The sequence below is a fragment of the Sorangium sp. So ce1504 genome (assembly GCF_051521635.1).
GTDB classification, from domain to species: domain Bacteria; phylum Myxococcota_A; class Polyangia; order Polyangiales; family Polyangiaceae; genus Sorangium; species Sorangium cellulosum_B.
Genome location: NZ_CP150365.1, coordinates 6,423,690 through 6,441,731 on the forward strand (window position 1 = coordinate 6,423,690; position 18,042 = coordinate 6,441,731).

The 18,042-nt window shown below is 71.0% G+C and carries 10 protein-coding genes and 1 pseudogene; 6 read left to right on the forward strand and 5 right to left on the reverse strand.

Annotated elements, in window-relative coordinates; genetic code table 11:
* The first annotated feature begins 116 nt into the window (after positions 1-116).
* The 4 genes and pseudogenes from WMF39_RS24030 to WMF39_RS24045 form a co-directional block, all read left to right on the forward strand.
* Positions 117-3,503, forward strand: coding sequence for a CheR family methyltransferase (locus WMF39_RS24030; protein ID WP_437747789.1), 3,387 nt, complete (start codon positions 117-119; stop codon positions 3,501-3,503).
* A 66-nt stretch (positions 3,504-3,569) separates the two neighbouring features.
* Positions 3,570-3,938, forward strand: coding sequence for a response regulator (locus tag WMF39_RS24035; RefSeq protein WP_437747790.1), 369 nt, complete (start codon positions 3,570-3,572; stop codon positions 3,936-3,938).
* A 119-nt stretch (positions 3,939-4,057) separates the two neighbouring features.
* Positions 4,058-5,065: a chemotaxis protein CheB gene (locus WMF39_RS24040; protein WP_437747791.1), complete on the forward strand. Its 1,008-nt coding sequence runs from the start codon at positions 4,058-4,060 to the stop codon at positions 5,063-5,065.
* A gap of 100 nt (positions 5,066-5,165) precedes the next feature.
* A pseudogene (locus tag WMF39_RS24045) lies at positions 5,166-5,849 on the forward strand (DNA alkylation repair protein); the annotation flags it as partial.
* Positions 5,850-5,994: 145 nt separating this feature from the next.
* Here WMF39_RS24045 and WMF39_RS24050 read toward each other — a convergent pair.
* The 3 genes from WMF39_RS24050 to WMF39_RS24060 all read right to left on the reverse strand — a co-directional run bounded on the left by WMF39_RS24050 (position 5,995) and on the right by WMF39_RS24060 (position 11,643).
* On the reverse strand, positions 5,995-6,540 hold the full coding sequence (locus WMF39_RS24050) for a DUF892 family protein (RefSeq protein ID WP_437747792.1): 546 nt from the start codon (positions 6,538-6,540) through the stop codon (positions 5,995-5,997).
* A 94-nt stretch (positions 6,541-6,634) separates the two neighbouring features.
* Positions 6,635-8,959 carry an alpha/beta fold hydrolase gene (locus WMF39_RS24055; protein WP_437747793.1) on the reverse strand — a complete coding sequence of 775 codons (2,325 nt, stop codon included), beginning with the start codon at positions 8,957-8,959 and terminating at the stop codon, positions 6,635-6,637.
* A 104-nt stretch (positions 8,960-9,063) separates the two neighbouring features.
* Positions 9,064-11,643, reverse strand: a complete 2,580-nt coding sequence (locus WMF39_RS24060) for a DEAD/DEAH box helicase (RefSeq protein WP_437747794.1) — start codon at positions 11,641-11,643, stop codon at positions 9,064-9,066.
* A gap of 406 nt (positions 11,644-12,049) precedes the next feature.
* Here WMF39_RS24060 and WMF39_RS24065 point away from each other — a divergent pair, with 406 nt between their 5' ends.
* Positions 12,050-14,884, forward strand: a complete 2,835-nt coding sequence (locus tag WMF39_RS24065) for a PAS domain S-box protein (protein ID WP_437747795.1) — start codon at positions 12,050-12,052, stop codon at positions 14,882-14,884.
* Between the two features lie 81 nt (positions 14,885-14,965).
* Complete coding sequence (locus WMF39_RS24070; protein WP_437747796.1) at positions 14,966-15,292, forward strand: rhodanese-like domain-containing protein; 327 nt, start codon at positions 14,966-14,968, stop codon at positions 15,290-15,292.
* A 16-nt stretch (positions 15,293-15,308) separates the two neighbouring features.
* Here the strand turns inward: WMF39_RS24070 and WMF39_RS24075 are convergent, their stop codons facing one another.
* Positions 15,309-15,632 carry a hypothetical protein gene (locus tag WMF39_RS24075; RefSeq protein WP_012236999.1) on the reverse strand — a complete coding sequence of 108 codons (324 nt, stop codon included), beginning with the start codon at positions 15,630-15,632 and terminating at the stop codon, positions 15,309-15,311.
* Between the two features lie 64 nt (positions 15,633-15,696).
* Complete coding sequence (locus tag WMF39_RS24080; protein ID WP_437747797.1) at positions 15,697-17,982, reverse strand: protein kinase domain-containing protein; 2,286 nt, start codon at positions 17,980-17,982, stop codon at positions 15,697-15,699.
* Between the last annotated feature and the right edge of the window lie 60 nt (positions 17,983-18,042).

Consider the following 18,042-nt stretch of genomic DNA (forward strand, 5'->3'; position numbering starts at 1 on the left):
GCCCCCTCCGAAGGCGCCGCGCCGAGCTCAGGAGAACCCGCTATCTTTGTTCATGATGGCCGCGTCGCACCTTATCCGTCTTGTGGTTCTTGTGTATAAGGACTCATAACAATTTCATGGCAGACGCCCGCGTCAAACCTCAGCTCGTGGTGATCGGCTGCTCGGCTGGCGGGATTCAGGCCCTCAGCGCGCTCGTCTCCACCTTCAGGGCCCCGTTCGCGGCGCCCATCGTGATCGCCCAGCACCTCGACCCCAGGCGGCCCAGCCACCTCGTCGACGTCCTCGCCCGCCGCAGCGCGCTGCCCGTCCGCGCCGTCGCCGCGGTCTCCCCGCTCGAGGATGGCGTCGTTTATGTCGTGCCGCCGGGGCGCGACGTGGAGATCACCGATCACGAGCTCCGGCTCCGGCCCGAGAACGACGCCCGACCCAAGCCGTCCGTCGACATGCTCTTCCGCACCGCGGCCGAGGTCTTCGGCGAGGGCCTCGTCGCCGTCATCCTGACCGGCAACGGCTCCGATGGCAGCGCCGGCGCCCTCCACGTCAAGAAGAGCGGCGGCACCGTCATCATCGAGAACCCCCAGACGGCGAGCTTCCCGGGCATGCCGGAGTCGCTCGCCCCGAGCACCGTCGACATCGTGGCCGATCTCGATCGGATCGGGCCCATCCTCAACGAGCTGCTCACGGGATCGTACGTCGAGCCCCCCGCGGACGACGAGAAGCGGCTCCACGAGCTCCTCGACGTCGTGCGCGAGCGGAGCGGGATCGATTTCAGGAAATACAAACAGGCGACCATCCTCCGCCGGCTCCGGCGCAGGATGGCGGCAACGAACACGGAGACCATTGAGGCCTACCGGCAGCACCTCGACGATCACCCCGACGAGCTCCAGCGGCTCATCAACAGCTTCCTGATCAAGGTCACCGAGTTCATGCGCGACCCCGAGCTCTTCGCGCAGCTTCGGGAGGTGATCCTGCCCGGGCTCATCGCGCACGCGCGGAGCGACCACAGGGCGCTGCGGATCTGGTCGGCCGGGTGCGCCACCGGCGAGGAGGCGTACTCGCTCGCCATCCTGATCAGCGAGCTGCTCGGGGACGAGCTCGACGCCTTCAACGTCCGCATCTTCTCGACCGACGTCGACAGCGAGGCGATCGCGTTCGCCCGCCGCGGGATCTACGCGGCGAGCGCCGTCGAGGACCTGCCCCCCGACCTGCTCGAGCGCTACTTCGTCGCGGTGGACGGCCAGTACCAGGTCAAGAAGCGCATCCGCAATCTCACCGTCTTCGGCGAGCACGACCTCGGCCAGCGCGCGCCCTTCCCGCACCTCGACCTGGCGGTGTGCCGCAACGTGCTCATCTACTTCACGAGCGACCTCCAGCGCCGCACGCTGCACCTCTTCGCCTTCTCCCTGCGGGAAGGCGGCTACCTCGTGCTCGGCAAGGCGGAGACGACGAGCCCGCTGAGCGAATACTTCGTCCCCCACGACCTCCACTACAAGATCTACGTGCGCCGCGGCGAGCGCATCCTGGTCCCGCCCGCGCCGTCCGTCCCCCCCGCGCTGCCCAGGCGCGCGCCCCGCGGCAGGAGCCAGCCCATGACCATGCGGCCCCTCAGGGAGCAGCCGCGCGTCCGCCTGTCCGTCGACCTGCTGCTCTCGAGCTTCCGCCAGGGCATCGTGGTCATCGACAGCCGCTACGACATCCTGGAGATCAACTTCGCGGCGCGCCACCTGCTCGGCATCCACGGCACGGCGCTCGGGCAGGATTTCGTGCACCTGGCGCAGGTCATCCCCCACCGGCCGCTGCTCGACGCCATCGACGCCGCCTTCCGGGGCGAGGCGCGGGACCCGATCGAGATCGCCGTCGACGCGGCGCCGGGGAGCGAGCGGACGTACCTCCAGCTCTCGTGCGTCGCCCCCCAGATCGAGATCGATCCGAGCAAGCTCGGCGTCGCGCTGCTGGTGGTCGAGGACGTCACCGCGGACGTGCGGCGCCGGGCGGCGAGCGACGACGCGATCGTCCAGGCGGCGCAGCTCCGGGCGGAGCTCGATCGGACGGTGGCCGAGGCCGAGCGCCTGCGCTCCCAGCTCGACGCGCACGCCGCCGCGCGCGCGCAGGCGGAGCGCGCCTGCGCGGAGGACAGGGCGACGATCCGGCAGCTGTCGGAGCAGAACCGGCACCTGCTCCGGGCCAACGAGGAGCTCACGTCGGCGCACGACCAGCTCCGCGCCCTCAACGAGGAGCTGATGGTCTCCACCGAGGAGGCGCAGGCCGCCATGGAGGAGGTCGAGACGCTGAACGAGGAGTTCCAGGCGACCAACGAGGAGCTCGAGACCGTCAACGAGGAGCTCCAGGCGACGATCGAGGAGCTGAACACCACGAACGCCGATCTCGAGGCGCGGAGCCGCGAGATCCAGGAGCTCTCCGCGCCCATCGAGACCGAGCGGGCGCGGCTCTCCGCGATCTTGCGCAGCATGGGCGACGCGCTCCTCGTGGTCGACGGCGCGGGGCGTCCGGTGCTCACGAACGACGCCTATCAGGCGATGTTCAGCGAGGGCCGGCCCGTCGTGATGGACGAGAAGGGCCGGCCGCTGTCCGTCCACGACGCGCTGGAGCAGCGGGCCGCCCGAGGCGAGAAGTTCCAGATCGAGTTCTCGATCCCCGGCCCGGGCGGCGTGAGCCGGCACTTCGAGGCCACCGGCCACCCCATCGGCGCCGCCGGCCCGCGCCCCGCCGGGACGGCGGAGCGCGGCGTGATCGTCGTCCGCGACATCACGGACCGGAGCCTCCGCAAGCTGCAGGATCGCTTCATGGCGATGGCGAGCCACGAGCTCCGCACGCCGCTCGTGCCCCTCCACGGCTACCTCGACATGCTGATCAGCCTGCTGCCCGCGGACGGCGACGCGCGCCTGCATCGCTTCGCCTCGCTCGCCCGCACCCAGAGCGAGCGGCTCGCGCGGCTGGTCGACGACCTCGTGAGCGCGACCCGCATCCAGACCGGGAAGTTCGAGCTCCAGCTCGCGGACGTGGACCTCGTCCCTCTGGTCGCGAGCACCGCCGAGAACGCCCAGTCGATCGCGGCGACGCCGAAGATCCACGTCGCGCTGCCCCCCGACACCGCAGAGCCGCTCGTGGTGAAGGGCGACGCAGCGCGCCTCGAGCAGGTCCTCATGAACCTGCTCGTCAACGCCTTCAAGCACGCCAACGGCACCCCCCCAGGTCGAGGTGCGCTTGCGGCGCGCCGGCGGGGGCGCCGAGCTCGACGTGGAGGACTACGGCCCGGGGATCCCCGCGGCCAGCCTGCCGCAGGTGTTCTCGAGCTTCTATCAGGTGGAGAGCGCCGGCCACTCCTCCGGCGGAGGCATGGGCCTCGGGCTCTTCATTTGCAGGGAGATCGTCAGGGCGCACGACGGCCAGATCTTCGTGCGCAGCACGGAAGGCAAGGGGGCGACCTTCACGGTCAGGCTGCCCCTGATCGAGAACCGATAGGCACGCGATCGATGCGTTGAATCGACGCTGCGCTCCTGCGCTCGCGCACCGCCGGGCGAGCGGTGCTGCGGGGAGGGACCAGGCTCATGAAGGGGACGATCTTGGTGGTGGAAGACGACAGCGATTCGATCGATATGCTCCGGGAGATGCTGCGGATGGCCGGCTATGCTGTCGAGTCCGCCGACACGGCCGACCAGGCGATCGCCGCCATGACGGAGCGGCGCTATGACGCCGCGTTGCTCGATCTGACGGTGGCCGGCGCGACGACCGAGGAGCTGATCGAGCGACTGCAGGGGCTGTCGGAGCGGCCGCCCATCGTGATCTTCTCGGCGCGGACGCCCGATGATCTCCGGATGGCGGCCGAGCAGCTCTCGGCGGCGGCGGTGATCCAGAAGCCGGCGAGCATGAGCGTGCTCCTCTCCACGATGGCACGGGTGATCGGCCCATCTTCGTAGGGTAGGCGGCGCCTGCGAGCGAGGCCGGGTCTTTCTTCTCTCCTCGTCTCCTCGTCTCCTCGTCTCCTCGTCTCCTCTTCCCCTCTTCCCCTCTTCCCCTCTTCTCCACGAGGCGCATTGTGCCGGAACACGACATCATCACGATCGGGGCGTCGGCTGGGGGTGTGGAGGCGCTGATCGTCCTCCTCGGGGGGCTGCCTGCCGATCTGCCGGCGTCTCTGTTCGTCGTCCTCCACATTCCGCCGACGGCGCGGAGCATGCTTCCCGAGATCCTCGAGCGGTCGACAAGGCTGCAGGTGGGGGCGGCGGTCGACGGCGAGCCGATCGAGCGAGGGCGGGTCTACGTCGCGCCGGCAGACAACCACCTCGTGCTCGAAGATGGCGTTGTGCGCGTGGTGCACGGCGCGCGCGAGAACGGGCACAGGCCGGCCGTGGACCCTTTGTTCCGCACCGCGGCGGAGGTGTACGGAGACCGCGTGATCGGCGTCGTCCTCTCCGGCATGCGCGACTGCGGAACGGCCGGGCTCCTGGACGTGAAGCGCCGCGGCCGCATCGCCGTGGTCCAGGATCCGGAGGACGCCCTGTTCTCGGAGATGCCGCAGAGCGCGCTCGACAACGTCCCGGTGGACCACTGTGTCCCGCTGGCGCGGCTGCCGCCGCTGCTCATGGATCTGGTGCACCAGAAGGTTGGTGGAGCTCCCGCGGAGGCGCGGGCGGGGGCGGGGGGAGCGACGGTGGATGCGATCGAGAGCGATTTCACCTGTCCGGGGTGCGGCGGGAACCTGATCCGGAGCGACGACGGCGCGATGCTCCATTTCAGGTGCAAGGTCGGCCATCGCTACTCTCCGGAGGGCCTGGAGGACGAGCAGGCTTCGTCGCTCGACGCGGCGCTGTGGATCGCGCTCCGCACGATCGAGGACAGCGCGGCGCTGGCGCGCAGGATGGCGGCGCGCGCGGCGGAGCGGAACCAACCGCAATTGCTGGCCCATTTCGAGGAAAAAGTCCGGGTGGCCGAGGAGCGGGGCGTCCTGGTGCGCCGGGCGCTGCTCGGCATCAGCGAGGGGAACGGGCCGACAGGGAGCGCCCGCCCGAAGCGCCCCGGGACGCGGCTGCCGCCGACGCGGTGAGCGGCCGCTCGTGGAGCGGACCGAGACCGCGGCGCCGCAGAGGGCGCGGCGGCGCGAGCGCGCCATGGCGCACGATGGCCAGAAGGGCTAGGTGTGGCCCATGGATCTCGCCGAGGTGATGAGCGAGCTGGAGCGGCTCGGCACCGAGCAGAACCGCAAGGTGTACCGGCGCCACGGGATGACCGATCCGCTCTTCGGCGTGAGCTTCGCCCACATGAACGCGCTGGAGAAGCGGATCAAGCGCGACCACGAGCTCGCCGAGGCGCTCTGGGCGACGGGCAACGCCGACGCGAGGACGCTGGCGGTGGCGATCGCCGATCCGGAGCGCTTCACCTGGGACAAGCTCGAGGCGTGGCTCGACGGCCTGCGCTCTCCGGTGCTCATCGACCTGCTCATGAAGCGCGTCGCGCTGAAGACCCCGTTCGCCCGGGACGCGATGGCGCGCTGGACCGCGTCGAAGGACGAGTGGCTCGGCCGCGCGGGCTGGACGCTCCTCGGCCTGCTCGCGACCGAGGACCCGTCGCTGCCCGACAGCGTGTTCGAGGAGCGGCTATCGACGATCGAGGCGTCGATCCACCGGGCCAGGAACCGCGTCCGCGAGGGGATGAACAACGCGCTCATCAGCATCGGCGCGCGGAACGAGCCGCTGCGCGGCATGGCGCTCACGGCGGCGCGGCGCATCGGCAAGGTCGAGATCGACCACGGCGAGACGAGCTGCAAGACGCCCGACGCGACCGCCTACATCGAGAACATCTGGGCCAGAAAGCCGGCGAAGCCCGCCAAGGCCGCCGCGAAGCCCGCCAAGGCCGCCGCGAAGCCCGCCAAGGCCGCCTCGAAGCCCGCCAAGGCCGCTGCGAAGCCCGCCAAGGCCGCCGCCGCGAAGCGAGCCTAGCCCGCTGGTTCCGCCACACGCGCCGTCCGGCACTGGATCACGGGTGCGACGTCGTGAACAGCTCGCCTGGCGACCCGAGCAGCTCCTTGCGGGTGAGCCGCTCGACGACCTTGCGCGTGAAGATCAGGTGATCTTCTTCCTCGTGCAGGCGGCGCCGGAACGCCTGCCTCGCCTCGGTGTCGTCCGCCTCGTCGGCGAGCTCGAGCAGCAGCTGCCAGCCGGAGTTGTCGACGAGCTCCGCGGTGAGCAGCGCGTGGAAGAGGTGGGTCGGGTTCATGTCCCCGTCGAGCACGATCTGCTCGATGCCCCGCGACTCGACCGTGACGAGCCGCGACATGTCCGTCTCGGCGTGCGCGTCCCCGCCCAGCGCGCGGATCTGCGCCTCGAGCCACTCCTCGTGCTCCTTCTCCTGGTCCCGGTGCTCCTTGAGCTGACCAAGCCGGGTCATCAGGAGGGGATCGGCCGCGCGGCCGATCTTCTCCACGATGGAGTCGTACAGCTTGACGCCTGCGCGCTCGAAGGTCAGCCGCTCGCTGAGCAGGTCGATGGCCTTGTCCCTGTTCATCTGTGCAAGCTTCTTCATCAATGCCTCCGACCTGGGCGCATGCGATTCGCAGGCCGCCGCGCGCCGCGCCTGCGAGGCGGGCAGAGCGCCGGCCGGGCGCGGCGCGCAGCGATCAGAGGTGCTCTGTCAGGTACTCGACGATGGCGCGGTTCGCGTAATGGCTCGCGGCCGGCGACCGGTAGCCGTGCCGCTCGCCCGGGAACACGAGGGTGTCGAACCGCTTGTCCGCTCCCATCAGCGCCTCGATCATCTTCGCCGTGTGCGCAAAGTGCACGTTCTCATCCATGAGCCCATGCATGAGGAGCAGCTTGCCGCGCAGGTTGCCCGCGCGCTTCGTGAGATCGGTCGCCTCGTACCGCGCGGCCTCCTTGTCGAGGAGACCCATGTACCGCTCCGTGTAGCCCGTGTCGTAGAGCCGATCGTCGCTCACCGGTGATCCCGCGACGCCCACGTGGAAGCGGTCCGGCGCCATGAGGAGCGCCTCCAGCGCCATCCTGCCGCCGTAGCTGTGGCCGTAGATCCCGACGCGGCCCGCGTCGACGTAAGGCAGCGTCTTCAGGAAATCGAGGCCCGCGATCTGGTCGGCGAGCTCGACCTCGCCGAGGCGCCCGTAGATGGCGGACTCGAACGCGCGCCCGCGGTTCGCCGAGCCGCGGTTGTCGAGCTGAAACACAACCACCCCGCGGTCCGCGAGGTGATTCCAGAGGAGCCACGGAGACCACGAGTTGAAGACCGTCTGGACGCCGGGCCCCCCGTACACGCTCACCACGACCGGATAGCGGCGGCCGGGCTCGATCCCCCGCGGCGCGAGCAGCGCGCCGTAGAGCGTGTCGCCGCTCGCGGCGCGCACCTCGACGATCTCGGGGGCGCGCAGCTCGAGCTCCGCGAGCTCGCGGTCCACGGGCGCCGGCAGCGCGAAGGCCTCGGCGTTGTCCGCGCCCCTCACCGCCCCTTTCCACGGGCGATCCAGGGCCGCGTGGAGCTCGACGTACCCCGGCCCCCTCGGATCCACGGTGATCTGGTGCATCCCCGGGTCGGACGTGAGCCGCTTCACCTCGCCTCCCGCGAGCGGCACGGTGTAGAGGTGGCGCTCGGTCGGGCCGTCCTTCGTCGCCACGAAGCGCGCGAGGCCGCGCTCCTCGTCCGGCGGAAGGAGCGAGGTGATGTCCCAGTCGCCCGCGGTGAGCCTCGCGAGCTCGGCGCCCGAGCCGGCGTCCCGCAGCGCGAGGTGGCGGTGGCCGCCCTCGGCGGTCGACCAGAGGAACCTCGGCGAGCGCTCGAGGAGCCGCATGTCGGCGAAGTCCACCCACGTCGGCGAGGTCTCGACGACGACCTCGGCGGCCTCGCCCGAGCGCGGCCTCGCGCGGAGGAGCGAGAGGCGCTTCTGGTCGCGCGCGAGGGTCTGGAACCAGAGCGCCTTGCCGTCTTCCGCCCAGGCGAACCGGCCGAGGTAGCGCTCGTCTTCGCCATCGCCGCCCTTCCACGTGAGCCAGGTCGTCTTCCTGGTGGCGAGATCGAGGATGCCCGCCCTGACGCGGGGGTTCTTGCCGCCGACGCGCGGGTAACGCGCCATCATGAGATCTTCCTTGCCGTCGCGGAAGCCGAGGACTGGCACCTTCTCGACCTCTCGCTCGTCGACCTCCAGGTAAGCCACCCGGTCGCAGCCGGGGGAGATCCAGAAGCCGCTCGGCTCATCGAACTCCTCCTGACCGTTGAAGTCGCTCAGGCCGCGCGAGACCCCCTCGGGCGCCCCCCGGGTCAGCGCCGTCTCGCGGCGCGAGGCGACGTCGATCATGAAGAGCTCGCGCCCGCGGACGAACACCACCCGCTCGCCGCCGTCGCACACCTTCGGATCGATCTCCGGCTCGGGCGTGTCGGTGAGCCGCGCGATCGCCCCTCTCGGGTCGCGCACGTCGCGCGCGAAGAGGTCGCCGCCGAAGGGGATGAGCAGGACCTCTGCCCGCTTCGCCCACGAATAGGCCGTGATCCCCCTGGAGAACATGCGCTGTCGCTCGCGGCGGAGCTCCTCCTCGCGGGACAGCGGCTTCGCGTCCTTCAGCAGGTCGCCCGAGGCGACGAGCTGCCGTGTCTCGCGTGACGCCGTGTCAAAGGCGAAGAGAGACTGCTCCGGCCGGTCCGCCTGCCGCTGGAGGTAGGTGATCAGCTTGCCGCCGGGCGCGTACTGGATCGCCCTGGGCAGCCGCGCTCCGAGCGGCGGTTGCCGGCCGAGGTGGGCGTACGTGATCCGGCTCGCCTCCGGCCCGGCGATGCGCGCCTTGTCCGGCGAGGCGGCCTGCTTCACCGCCGCGGCGGCCCCGGCCGGGGCGGCCTTGGCGGGCGGGGCGGCCCTCGGCGGGGACGAGCCGGTGGGTGAGGCGCAGGCGGCCAGGAGGAGGGGGAGCAACCCCCAGATTGCGGAGCGCGGCGGAGTTCGCATGGCCGCGATTTCGCTCGACGCGGCGGGGGATGTCAAACGCCGGCTACCATCTCGCGCTCTCAGCGCCTCAGCACTCGATCTCCATCGCACGCCATGGAGGCCGATCAGCTCGCGATGCGCCGGAGCACGATGACCGGCCGCCCCGCCTCGCGCGAGCGATCGATATCCACCTTGCAGTCGAGCATCCAGTCGTTGTGGTCCTCCGGATCGGCGATGATCTGCTGGACCCCCCAGGAGCCGCCGTCCTCGGCGGGGTGGATGATCGTGTTGCTCGGGCTCCGGGCCGCCGGATCGGTGCGGATCGCTGCGTGCTCCGCGTAATAGCCCCGGAGCGCCTCGTCCAGCCGCTCCGCCGTCCAGGGCGCCTCCTCCCCCTCCACCATCTCGGCGGCGACCTCGTAGTCGCGGCGGGCCAGCGCGCGCAGGAAGAAGAAGAGCTCGTTCCTCACGAGCACGGTGAACTCCTTGACGTTCCGCGTGACGTCGAACGCGGCCAGCTCCACCGCGCCGCCCGGGGCCGCCGCGCGCGGCTGGAACGACGGGTCGCGCAGCCGCTCCCACTCGTCGAGCAGGCTCGAGTCCACGCCGCGGATGAGCGCCCGGAAATAGGCGATCATGTCGATGGTGTCGCTGTCCTTCGCGTACTCGGGCACCGTCTGGACGAGCGCCTTGTACACCTCGGAGACGTACCTGAGGAGCAGCCCCTCCGCCCGCTCCAGGTTGTACTCCCGGATGTACTCGCCGAACGACAGGTATTGCTCGTACATCTCGCGCGCGACGCCCTTCGGACGGATGTTCTCCTGCCCCACCCAGGGGTGCCGCCGCGCGAAGTCGTTGAAGGTCCCGTAGATGAACTCGCGGTTCGGCCTCGGATAATCGAGCCTCTCGAGCTCCTCCATCCGCTGCTCGTACTCCACGCCCGCCGCCTTCAGCTCCGCGAGCTTCTCGGTCTTCAGCCGATCGAGCTGCTTCTGCAGGATGAGGTCGGGATTCTCGAGGATCGACTCGACGAGCGTCAAGAGATCGAGCGGATAGGTGCCGCTGTCGGGATCCAGCTTGCCCACCGTCTCGAGGACGTAGAGCGAGAGGGCGTGGTTCAGCGAGAAGTCTTCCTGGAGATCGGCGTTGATGCGGATGCGCTTGCCCGGCCCGTCTTCCCTGGGGACGAACTCGATGATGCGCGCCTCCACGAGCGAGCGGAAGAGGAGCATCGCCGTCCTGCCGTGCTGGCGCCGGACCGCCGGCCGATCGTGGGTGCTGCGGATGAGCCGCTTCAGCGCCAGACAGCCGCCCTCCTCGCGCCCGAGCACGTTGACGAGCATGCCGTGCGTGACCTGGAACCGGGACACGAGCGGCTCGGGCGGCGACTGGATCAGCTTCTCGAACGTCTGCCGGTCCCAGTGCACATAGCCCTTCTCCGGCGGCTTCTTCCTGACGATCTTCCGCCGCTTGGCCGGGTCGTTCCCCGCCTTCGCGTCGAGCCTCATGTTCTCGATGACGTGCTCCGGCGCCTGGGCGACGACGCTCCCCTGGTTGTCGAACCCCTTCCGGCCGGCCCGGCCGCTGATCTGCTGGAAGTCACGCACGCTCAGGATGGCCGTCTTCTCGCCGTCGAACTTGCAGAGCTTCGTGAACAGCACCGTGCGGATCGGGATGTTGACGCCGACGCCGAGCGTGTCCGTGCCGCAGATGATCTTGAGGTGCCCCTGCTGGGCCAGCTTCTCGACGAGCAGCCGGTATTTCGGCAGGAGCCCCGCGTGGTGGAGCCCGATCCCGTGCCTGACGAAGCGCTGCACCTCGCGGCCGTAAGGGCTCGAGAACTTGAAGGGGCCCCCGAACGCGGACCCCGGCCCTGCGCCCGCGAGGGCGGCGGTGATCGCCCGCTTCTCCTCCTTGGTGCAGTAGTCCTGGCTCATCAGGTTCTGCGCCTCCTCGGCGCAGCCCCGCTGCGTGAAGCTCACGATGTAGATCGGCGCCTTGCCGCTCTTCACGAGCGTCGCGACGGTCTCGTGGAGCGGCGTCTCACGGTACTCGAAGTCGAGCGGCACCGGGCGCACGGTCGACTTGATCACGGCAGTCTGCTCGCCCGTCAGGCGCGTGAGCTCCTCCTGGAAGAACTCGGTGCCTCCGAGCGTGGCGCTCATGAGCAAGAACCTCGCCTGTGGCAGCGTGAGCAGCGGGATCTGCCAGGCCGCGCCGCGATCGCGATCCGAGTAGTAGTGGAACTCGTCCATGATCACGTAGTCGCAGAGCGCCTTCTCGCCCTCGCGGAGCGCGATGTTCGCGAGGATCTCCGCGGTGCAGCAGATGATCGGCGCGTCGCGGTTCACGGCCGCGTCGCCCGTCAACATGCCCACGTTCTCGGGGCCGAAGTCGTTGCAGAGCGAGAAGAACTTCTCGCTGACGAGCGCCTTGATCGGGCACGTGTAGTACGACTTCATCCCCTCGGCGAGCGCCTTGAAGTGCATGGCGGCCGCGACGAGCGACTTGCCCGAGCCGGTCGGCGTGTTGAGGATCACGTTCTTGCCGCCGAAGATCTCGAGGATGGCCTCCTCCTGCGCCGGGTAGAGCTCGAGCCCCCGCTCGGCGACGTAGTCGAGGAAGCCGTTCAGGAGGTCGTCGGCCGTGAAGTCGTGAGGCGACGGCGGGAGGCGAGCGAGGAGCGGAGCGGCGGCTTGATCCATGGTGGCTGTCGGGCGCGCGCCCATGGGCGCGGGCACACCATGCAGAAGCCTGGTTTCAGCGAGAATGCAAGCAAACTCCTCCATGTCCAGGCCGGATCGCCTGCGACGCGCGATCGGAGCGGGACCGGCGCGGCAGGCGCAACCGACACCGCTGTCGCGCTGGCGCAACCGACACGGCAGACGGAAGAGGCGGAGCGGACGCAGCAGGCTCCGCCCAGGCAAGCCGGACGAGCAGAGGACGGTGGCGATCGAGGCACCATGCCGCCCGCAACGTCACGCGATCGTGATAGCGTGGCCGGACGAAACAGCAGGGGGAACGCCATGCACACACGGCCGAGCGGGCGGGTGCATGGAGGATCAGGGCGAGCGGCGGATGGGGGAAACGGCCGGACAGCCAGCCTGGGCGATGCGAGCGCCCAGCAGGGGGACCGCGCGGATCGACGCGTCGAGCGGGAGGATCCTTCGCGTCAGCAGCTCGCTTTGCCTGCTGCTGGGCTACTCGGAGGGCGAGCTGCTCCAGAAGAAGCTATCGGATCTCGCGCTGCCGGAAGACCGCGCGGGCTCGCTGGCCGCGTGGCGCTCGCTTCTCGAGGCCGACGAGGAGGAGCTCACCTTCGAGATGAGCTGCCGCTGCAAGGACGGCGGCGTCCGCTCGCTCCATGTGACCGGCGTCTTCGTCCGTGACGTCCGGCAGAGGCCGTATCGCGCGGTGGTGTTCGTCGAGGACATCACCGAGCCGAGGAGCGCGGAGGAGCGGGCGCTCGCCGCGGAGCAGGCGCTCGCGGAGAGCGAGGCCAAGCTGCGGAACATCTTCCACAGCAACCTGGCCCCGATGGCCTTCTGGACGCATGACGGACGCATCATCGAGGCGAACGACGCCTATCTGAAGCTCGTGGGCCACACGCGGGAAGAGGTCGCGGCCGGCCTGGTCCGTTGGGATGCCGACATGTCGCCGGAGGATCGCGCCGCCGGCGACCGCGCCCTGGCGGAGCTGCGGGCGAGCCGGTGGACGTTCACGCCCTTCGAGAGGACCTATGTGCTGCGCGACGGCACGCGCCTCAGGATGCTGGTGAGCGGCTGTCTGCTGCCCGGTGAGCGGTACAAGGAGGCCGGCTTCGCGATCGTGCTCGACATGACGGCGCTCCGGCAGACGGAGGCGGCGGTCCAGCGGTGCGAGCAGGTCTTCCGCGCCATCGGGGAATCCATCGACTATGGCCTCTGGGTCAGCGACGCGGCAGGACAGAACATCTACAGCAGCCACGCGTTCCTCCAGATGGCCGGGATAAAGCAGGAGCAATGCTCGGGTCACGGGTGGATCGAGACGCTGCACCCGGACGACCGGCAGAAGGTCGCGATCTTCGAGGAGTGCGTGCGGCGGGGTGAGCCGTTCGAGGAGGAGCTCCGCTACGTCAGCCCTGACGGCGCCGTCCACCCCGTCCTCAACCGGGGCGTCCCGGTCCGCGACGAGCGAGGCGAGATCACCGCCTGGGTCGGCATCTGTCTCGACGTCAGCCGGCTCAAGCGCACGGAGGAGGCGCTGCGCGAGAGCGAGGGCCGGCTCCTTGCGGCGCTCGACGAGGCGCAGCGGGTCATCGCCGAGCGCGGGCGCCTGGAGGACGAGCTCCGCGCGCGCGAGCGGGAGCTCGCGTCGCTGATGGCGAACTCGCCCGACGTGATCTACCGCCTGGACCTCGGCCTGCGCTGCACCTTCATGTCGCCCACCTCGGGGACGGTGATGGGGTTCCCGCCGGAGCATTACATCGGCAGGACGCCTCGCGAGAACGGGCTCCCGGCCGAGGTGATCGAGGTGAGCGAGGCCGCGTGCCGCGAGGCGCTCGCGACGGCCAGACCACAGCGGATGGAGTTCAGCCTCGGCGGGCGGCGGTTCCGCGCCCGGATCATCCCCGAGCTCGGGCCCGAGGGCACCGTGGACTCGTTCATGGGGATCACCGAGGACGTCACCGCGGAGCGGCTGGCCGAGGAAGAGCGCCAGAAGCTGCTCGAGAGCGAGCGCGCCGCGCGCGACGAGGCGGAGCGGGTGAGCCGGGTCAAGGACGACTTCGTCGCGACGCTCTCGCACGAGCTGCGCTCGCCCATCAACGCCATCCTCGGCTGGGCGCGCATCCTCCGGGGCCGGGCGCCCGAGGCGCAGACGCTCGCGCGGGGGCTCGAGGTCATCGAGCGCAACGCGCGGCTCCAGGCCGACATGGTGTCCGAGCTGCTCGACATGAGCCGGATCGTCTCGGGGAAGCTGCGGCTCGACGTGCAGCCGGTCGACCTGCCGACGGTCATCCGGAGCGCGCTCGAGGCGATCCAGCTCGCGGCCGAGACCAAGGGGATCGCGGTCGCCTCGAGCATCGACCCCGAGGCGAGCTCCCTGAGGGGGGATCCCGCGCGGATCCACCAGGTCGTGTGGAACCTCCTGTCGAACGCCGTGAAGTTCACGCCCCCGGGCGGGCGGATCGACGTCGCGCTGCGGCGCGCGGGCGCGCACGCCGCGCTGTCGGTGACCGACACCGGGATGGGCATCGCCCCGCAGTTCCTCCCCCACCTGTTCGAGCGCTTCCGGCAGGCGGACGCGTCCTCGACGAGAAAGCACGGCGGGCTCGGCATCGGGCTGTCGATCGTCAAGCACCTGATCGAGCTGCACGGCGGCACCGTGGAGGTCGCGAGCGAGGGCGAGCATCTGGGCGCGACCTTCACCGTGACGCTGCCGCTCGCCGGCGTCTCGCAGGAGGCGCCCGACGCGGCGGAGCGCCCCAGCGAGGCGTACGCCGAGGCGCTGGCCGACTACCCGGGCGCGTCGCTCGCCGGCATGCGGGTGCTGGTGGTCGACGACCAGCCCGACGCGCGCGAGGTCGCCCAGCGCGTGCTGGAGGAGTGCGAGGCGACGGTCACGACGGCGGGGTCCGCCGCCGAGGCGCTGGCCATCCTTTCGCAGGATCGGCCCGACGTCCTCGTCAGCGACCTCGGGATGCCTGGCGAGGACGGCTTCCAGCTCATCCGCAGGGTGCGGGGCCTCGGCGAGGCGCGCGGCGGGGCGACGCCGGCCGTCGCGCTCAGCGCGCTGGCGCGGGCCGAGGACAAGGCGCGGGCGCTCGGCGCCGGGTACCAGGCGCACGTCGCCAAGCCCCTGGATCCGGCCGAGCTCGTCGGGGTGATCGCGGCGCTGGCCAAGGATCGGGCGAATCTGACGAATCTGACGAACCCGACGGCTCCGACCGATCGGACGAGCCAATGAGCGGCGGTTGCTCCAGGGGAGCTCCCTGGATTAGGTAGAAGCCTTTACGGCGCCATCCACGGCGGGATGGCGAGCACGGCCATGGTCCAACAGATTTCCGTGAAAGACCTCTTTCTGAAGCTGAAGGCGGGCGAGCCCGTGTACCTCCTCGACGTGCGCACGCCCGGCGAGCACGAGATCGCCGCGCTGCCGGGCAGCACGCTGATCCCGCTGAACGAGCTCGTCGAGCGGGCCGACGAGGTCGCGCCCGGCGAGGGCGCGCTGATCGTCGCCTACTGCCACCACGGCGTCCGGAGCCTCTCGGCCGCCGCCCTCCTCGAGAAGCTCGGCCACGAGCGCGTCGCCTCGCTCCAGGGCGGCATCGACGCGTGGTCGATCCACATCGACGAGAGCGTCCCGAGGTACTGATCCCCCATCGACGAGCTCAGTTGAGCGAGGCGGCGCCGAGCCGGAAGTAGAGCGATCGGCCTGCGCCGCACGCGCTGCAGGCGACCTTCGCGACGCGGAGGCGGACGCCGTCGAGCGTCTCGGCCGTGTGGTCTTCCACGCGGAAGGCGCCGCGGCAGCGCGGGCACGGGATCGACCGGGCGGCCACCTCGACCTGCGAGGCCGCGTCGAGGGGGATGGCGCGCCCGGGGGTGTGGCCCGGCTCGAGCAGCGCGAGCCGCTCGATATCGCGGGTGAGCTTTGCCGACGTGCGATCGCCTTCGCGCCGGGCGGCGCGGGCCGAGAGCTTCTTCTTCGCCATGATGCCTGTCCCTGCGGCCCGCCGGCGCGGAGACGCCGCCCGCGCGGGGAGCGCGAGGCCGGGTCTACCGCTTGTCGCGGATCGTCTCCAGGCCCTCGTACACGTCCTCGGCGCCTCCGCCGTACACGTCGCGCTCTGGCGAGACGGTGCTCGAGCGCGAGGGCGCGAGGGTGCCGGGCCGCCGCACCTTCGGAGGCCGGCCCCCCTGCCGGCGGTGTTCGGGGACCGCCGCGGGGTCGGGCGTCGTGGCGGCAGCGTCGACCGCGGAGGGCGAGTCGGCCCCGGCCGGATCCGCGGGTTGCGAGGGCGCTTCCGGGGCCGGCGCGACGCCGGAGGGCGCGGGCGTGCCGAACGGCGCAGGGCCGGCCGTGCTCGCGAGGGTCATCGGCGCGTCCTGGCCCGCCGGCGACCTGGCGGCCACCGGCGCGCTCGAGCTCGCTGTCCAGCGCGCCGCGCCGAACGCTACCGCGGCGAGGAGAGTTGCGGCGGCCACGATCCACGCGCCCGCGTTGCGGCGCCAACGGAACGCGCGGGAGCGCCACCGATCGCGGCGGCGTTCGGTCCCTTCGCGCGGGCTCCAGGCGATCTCCTTCCCGTCCGGCTGGGTCAGCGGCACCGCCCGCTTGCCCGCGCCGAGCTGCTGCGGCGGCGCCCCCCGCTTGCGCGCCATCGTCAGCGTGGGGGAGTCGTCGCGCGCCATCGTCAGCGTGGGGCCTTCTTCGCCCACCATCGTCAGCGTGGGGCCTTCCTCGCGCGCCATCGTCAGCGTGGGGCCCTCCTCGCGCGCCATCGTCAGCGTGGGGCCCTCCTCGGGAGCCGTCTTCAGCGCGATGCCGCTGTCCTGCGCCGTCTTCAGCGCGGCGCCGCTGTCCTGCGCTGTCGCCGGCGCGGGGCCGATGTCCTGCGCCATCTTCAGCGCGGCACCGCCGCCCTGCGCTGTCGCCAGCACGGAACCGCTGCTTTGCGCCATCTTCAGCGCGAGGCCGTCGCTCCGGGGCATCGTCAGCGTGGGGCCGTCCTCGGAGCTCCCCCCGTGCGAAGACCGGTCGTTCCGCACCATCTTCAGCGTGGGCCTGCTGTCCTGCGCCGGGGTCGTGGGGCCGCTGCTCCGCGCCAGCACCAGCGTGGGCCGCTCCGCGACGGCCACGAGGGGGAGCGTGCGACGCTCGCTGGACGGGGCGTCGGCGCTGGACGAGGTCGCCGCCGCGGCGCCCTGGCTGGGCAGGGTGGTCACGTGGTCGCCGCCGGGCGAGAGCGCCGTCGAGCAGGGACCTGCCCCGGCTCCCGCTCCCTTGTCGGCGTCCGGAAGGGTCGACGACGCGCCCGGGCCGTCGTTGGCCGCGGCGGGGAGCGTGCTCGCGACGCCGTCGCCCGAGGGCCCGAGGGGCCGAGACGACGGAAAGGCCTTGCCCCGGGCGATCGCCTCGATCTGCGCCAGGGCGCGGGCGGAGTGCACCGAGCCGAACGGCGCGAGCTCTCGCGCCAGATCCGCCACGGTCTGGACGCGCAGCTCCGGCTCTTTCTCGAGGCAGCGCAGGATGATGTCCTCGAGCCGGGCTGGCAGATCCATCCGGTGCACCCGCGGCGGCGTGGGCGCCTGCGTGGCGATGGCGACGAAGAGCGCCGAGATCCTGGACACCTCGAAGGGAAACCGCGCCGTCAGGAGCTGGTAGAGGATGACGCCGAGCGACCAGATGTCGGTGCGCGCGTCGACGTCTTTCGAGCACCGCACCTGCTCGGGCGACATGTAGCAGGGGGAGCCGAGCATCATCTCCGACGCCGTGAGCTTGCCGTCGTCCTCGGCGGCGGCCGACTTGGAGAGGCCGAAATCGAGCACCTTGACGATGGGCGCGCCGGTCGCGCCGGTCGTGAGGAAGAGGTTCCCCGGCTTGAGGTCCCGGTGGACGATGCCGCGCGCGTGCGCCTCCGCGATCGCCTCGCAGCCCTGGATCACGTAATCGACCGCCTCGGACACGGGCAAGGGGCCGCGCGCCTCGATCTCCCGCTGGAGATCGCGGCCGCGCAGGTACTCCATGACGAGGTAGGGGACGCCGAGATCGCCCGTGCCGACGTCGATGACGCGGGCGACGTGCTCGCTGCGGATCGCCGCCGCGGCGCGCGCCTCGCGCAGGAAGCGGGCGCTCGCGCCGGGCAGCGTCATCGCGCGGGGGAGGAGGAACTTGACGGCCACGCGCTGGCGCAGCGAGACATGCTCGGCGGCGAAGATGACGCCCATGGCGCCCCGGCCGAGGCTGCGCTCGAGGCGGTATTTCTGCGCGAAGACCTCGCCTATCGCTGGGATGCCCGCCGTCGACGCGGGGGCATCCGGTTCCGATGGCCCGACCTCCATGGGCACACTATAGCCGCGCTCCCGCTTTTTTTGACGCGAAGATGCGGGGCGTCGGGGGTG

What these genes read in the sequence shown, in the direction of transcription:
- WMF39_RS24065 (WP_437747795.1), top strand. Translation starts at nt 12,050, where the DNA reads ATGCGAGCGCCCAGCAGGGGGACCGCGCGGATCGACGCGTCGAGCGGG.
- WMF39_RS24055 (WP_437747793.1), bottom strand. Translation starts at nt 8,959, where the DNA reads ATGCGAACTCCGCCGCGCTCCGCAATCTGGGGGTTGCTCCCCCTCCTC.
- WMF39_RS24075 (WP_012236999.1), bottom strand. Translation starts at nt 15,632, where the DNA reads ATGGCGAAGAAGAAGCTCTCGGCCCGCGCCGCCCGGCGCGAAGGCGAT.
- WMF39_RS24050 (WP_437747792.1), bottom strand. Translation starts at nt 6,540, where the DNA reads ATGAAGAAGCTTGCACAGATGAACAGGGACAAGGCCATCGACCTGCTC.
- WMF39_RS24080 (WP_437747797.1), bottom strand. Translation starts at nt 17,982, where the DNA reads ATGGAGGTCGGGCCATCGGAACCGGATGCCCCCGCGTCGACGGCGGGC.
- WMF39_RS24060 (WP_437747794.1), bottom strand. Translation starts at nt 11,643, where the DNA reads ATGGATCAAGCCGCCGCTCCGCTCCTCGCTCGCCTCCCGCCGTCGCCT.
- WMF39_RS24070 (WP_437747796.1), top strand. Translation starts at nt 14,966, where the DNA reads ATGGTCCAACAGATTTCCGTGAAAGACCTCTTTCTGAAGCTGAAGGCG.
- WMF39_RS24035 (WP_437747790.1), top strand. Translation starts at nt 3,570, where the DNA reads ATGAAGGGGACGATCTTGGTGGTGGAAGACGACAGCGATTCGATCGAT.
- WMF39_RS24030 (WP_437747789.1), top strand. Translation starts at nt 117, where the DNA reads ATGGCAGACGCCCGCGTCAAACCTCAGCTCGTGGTGATCGGCTGCTCG.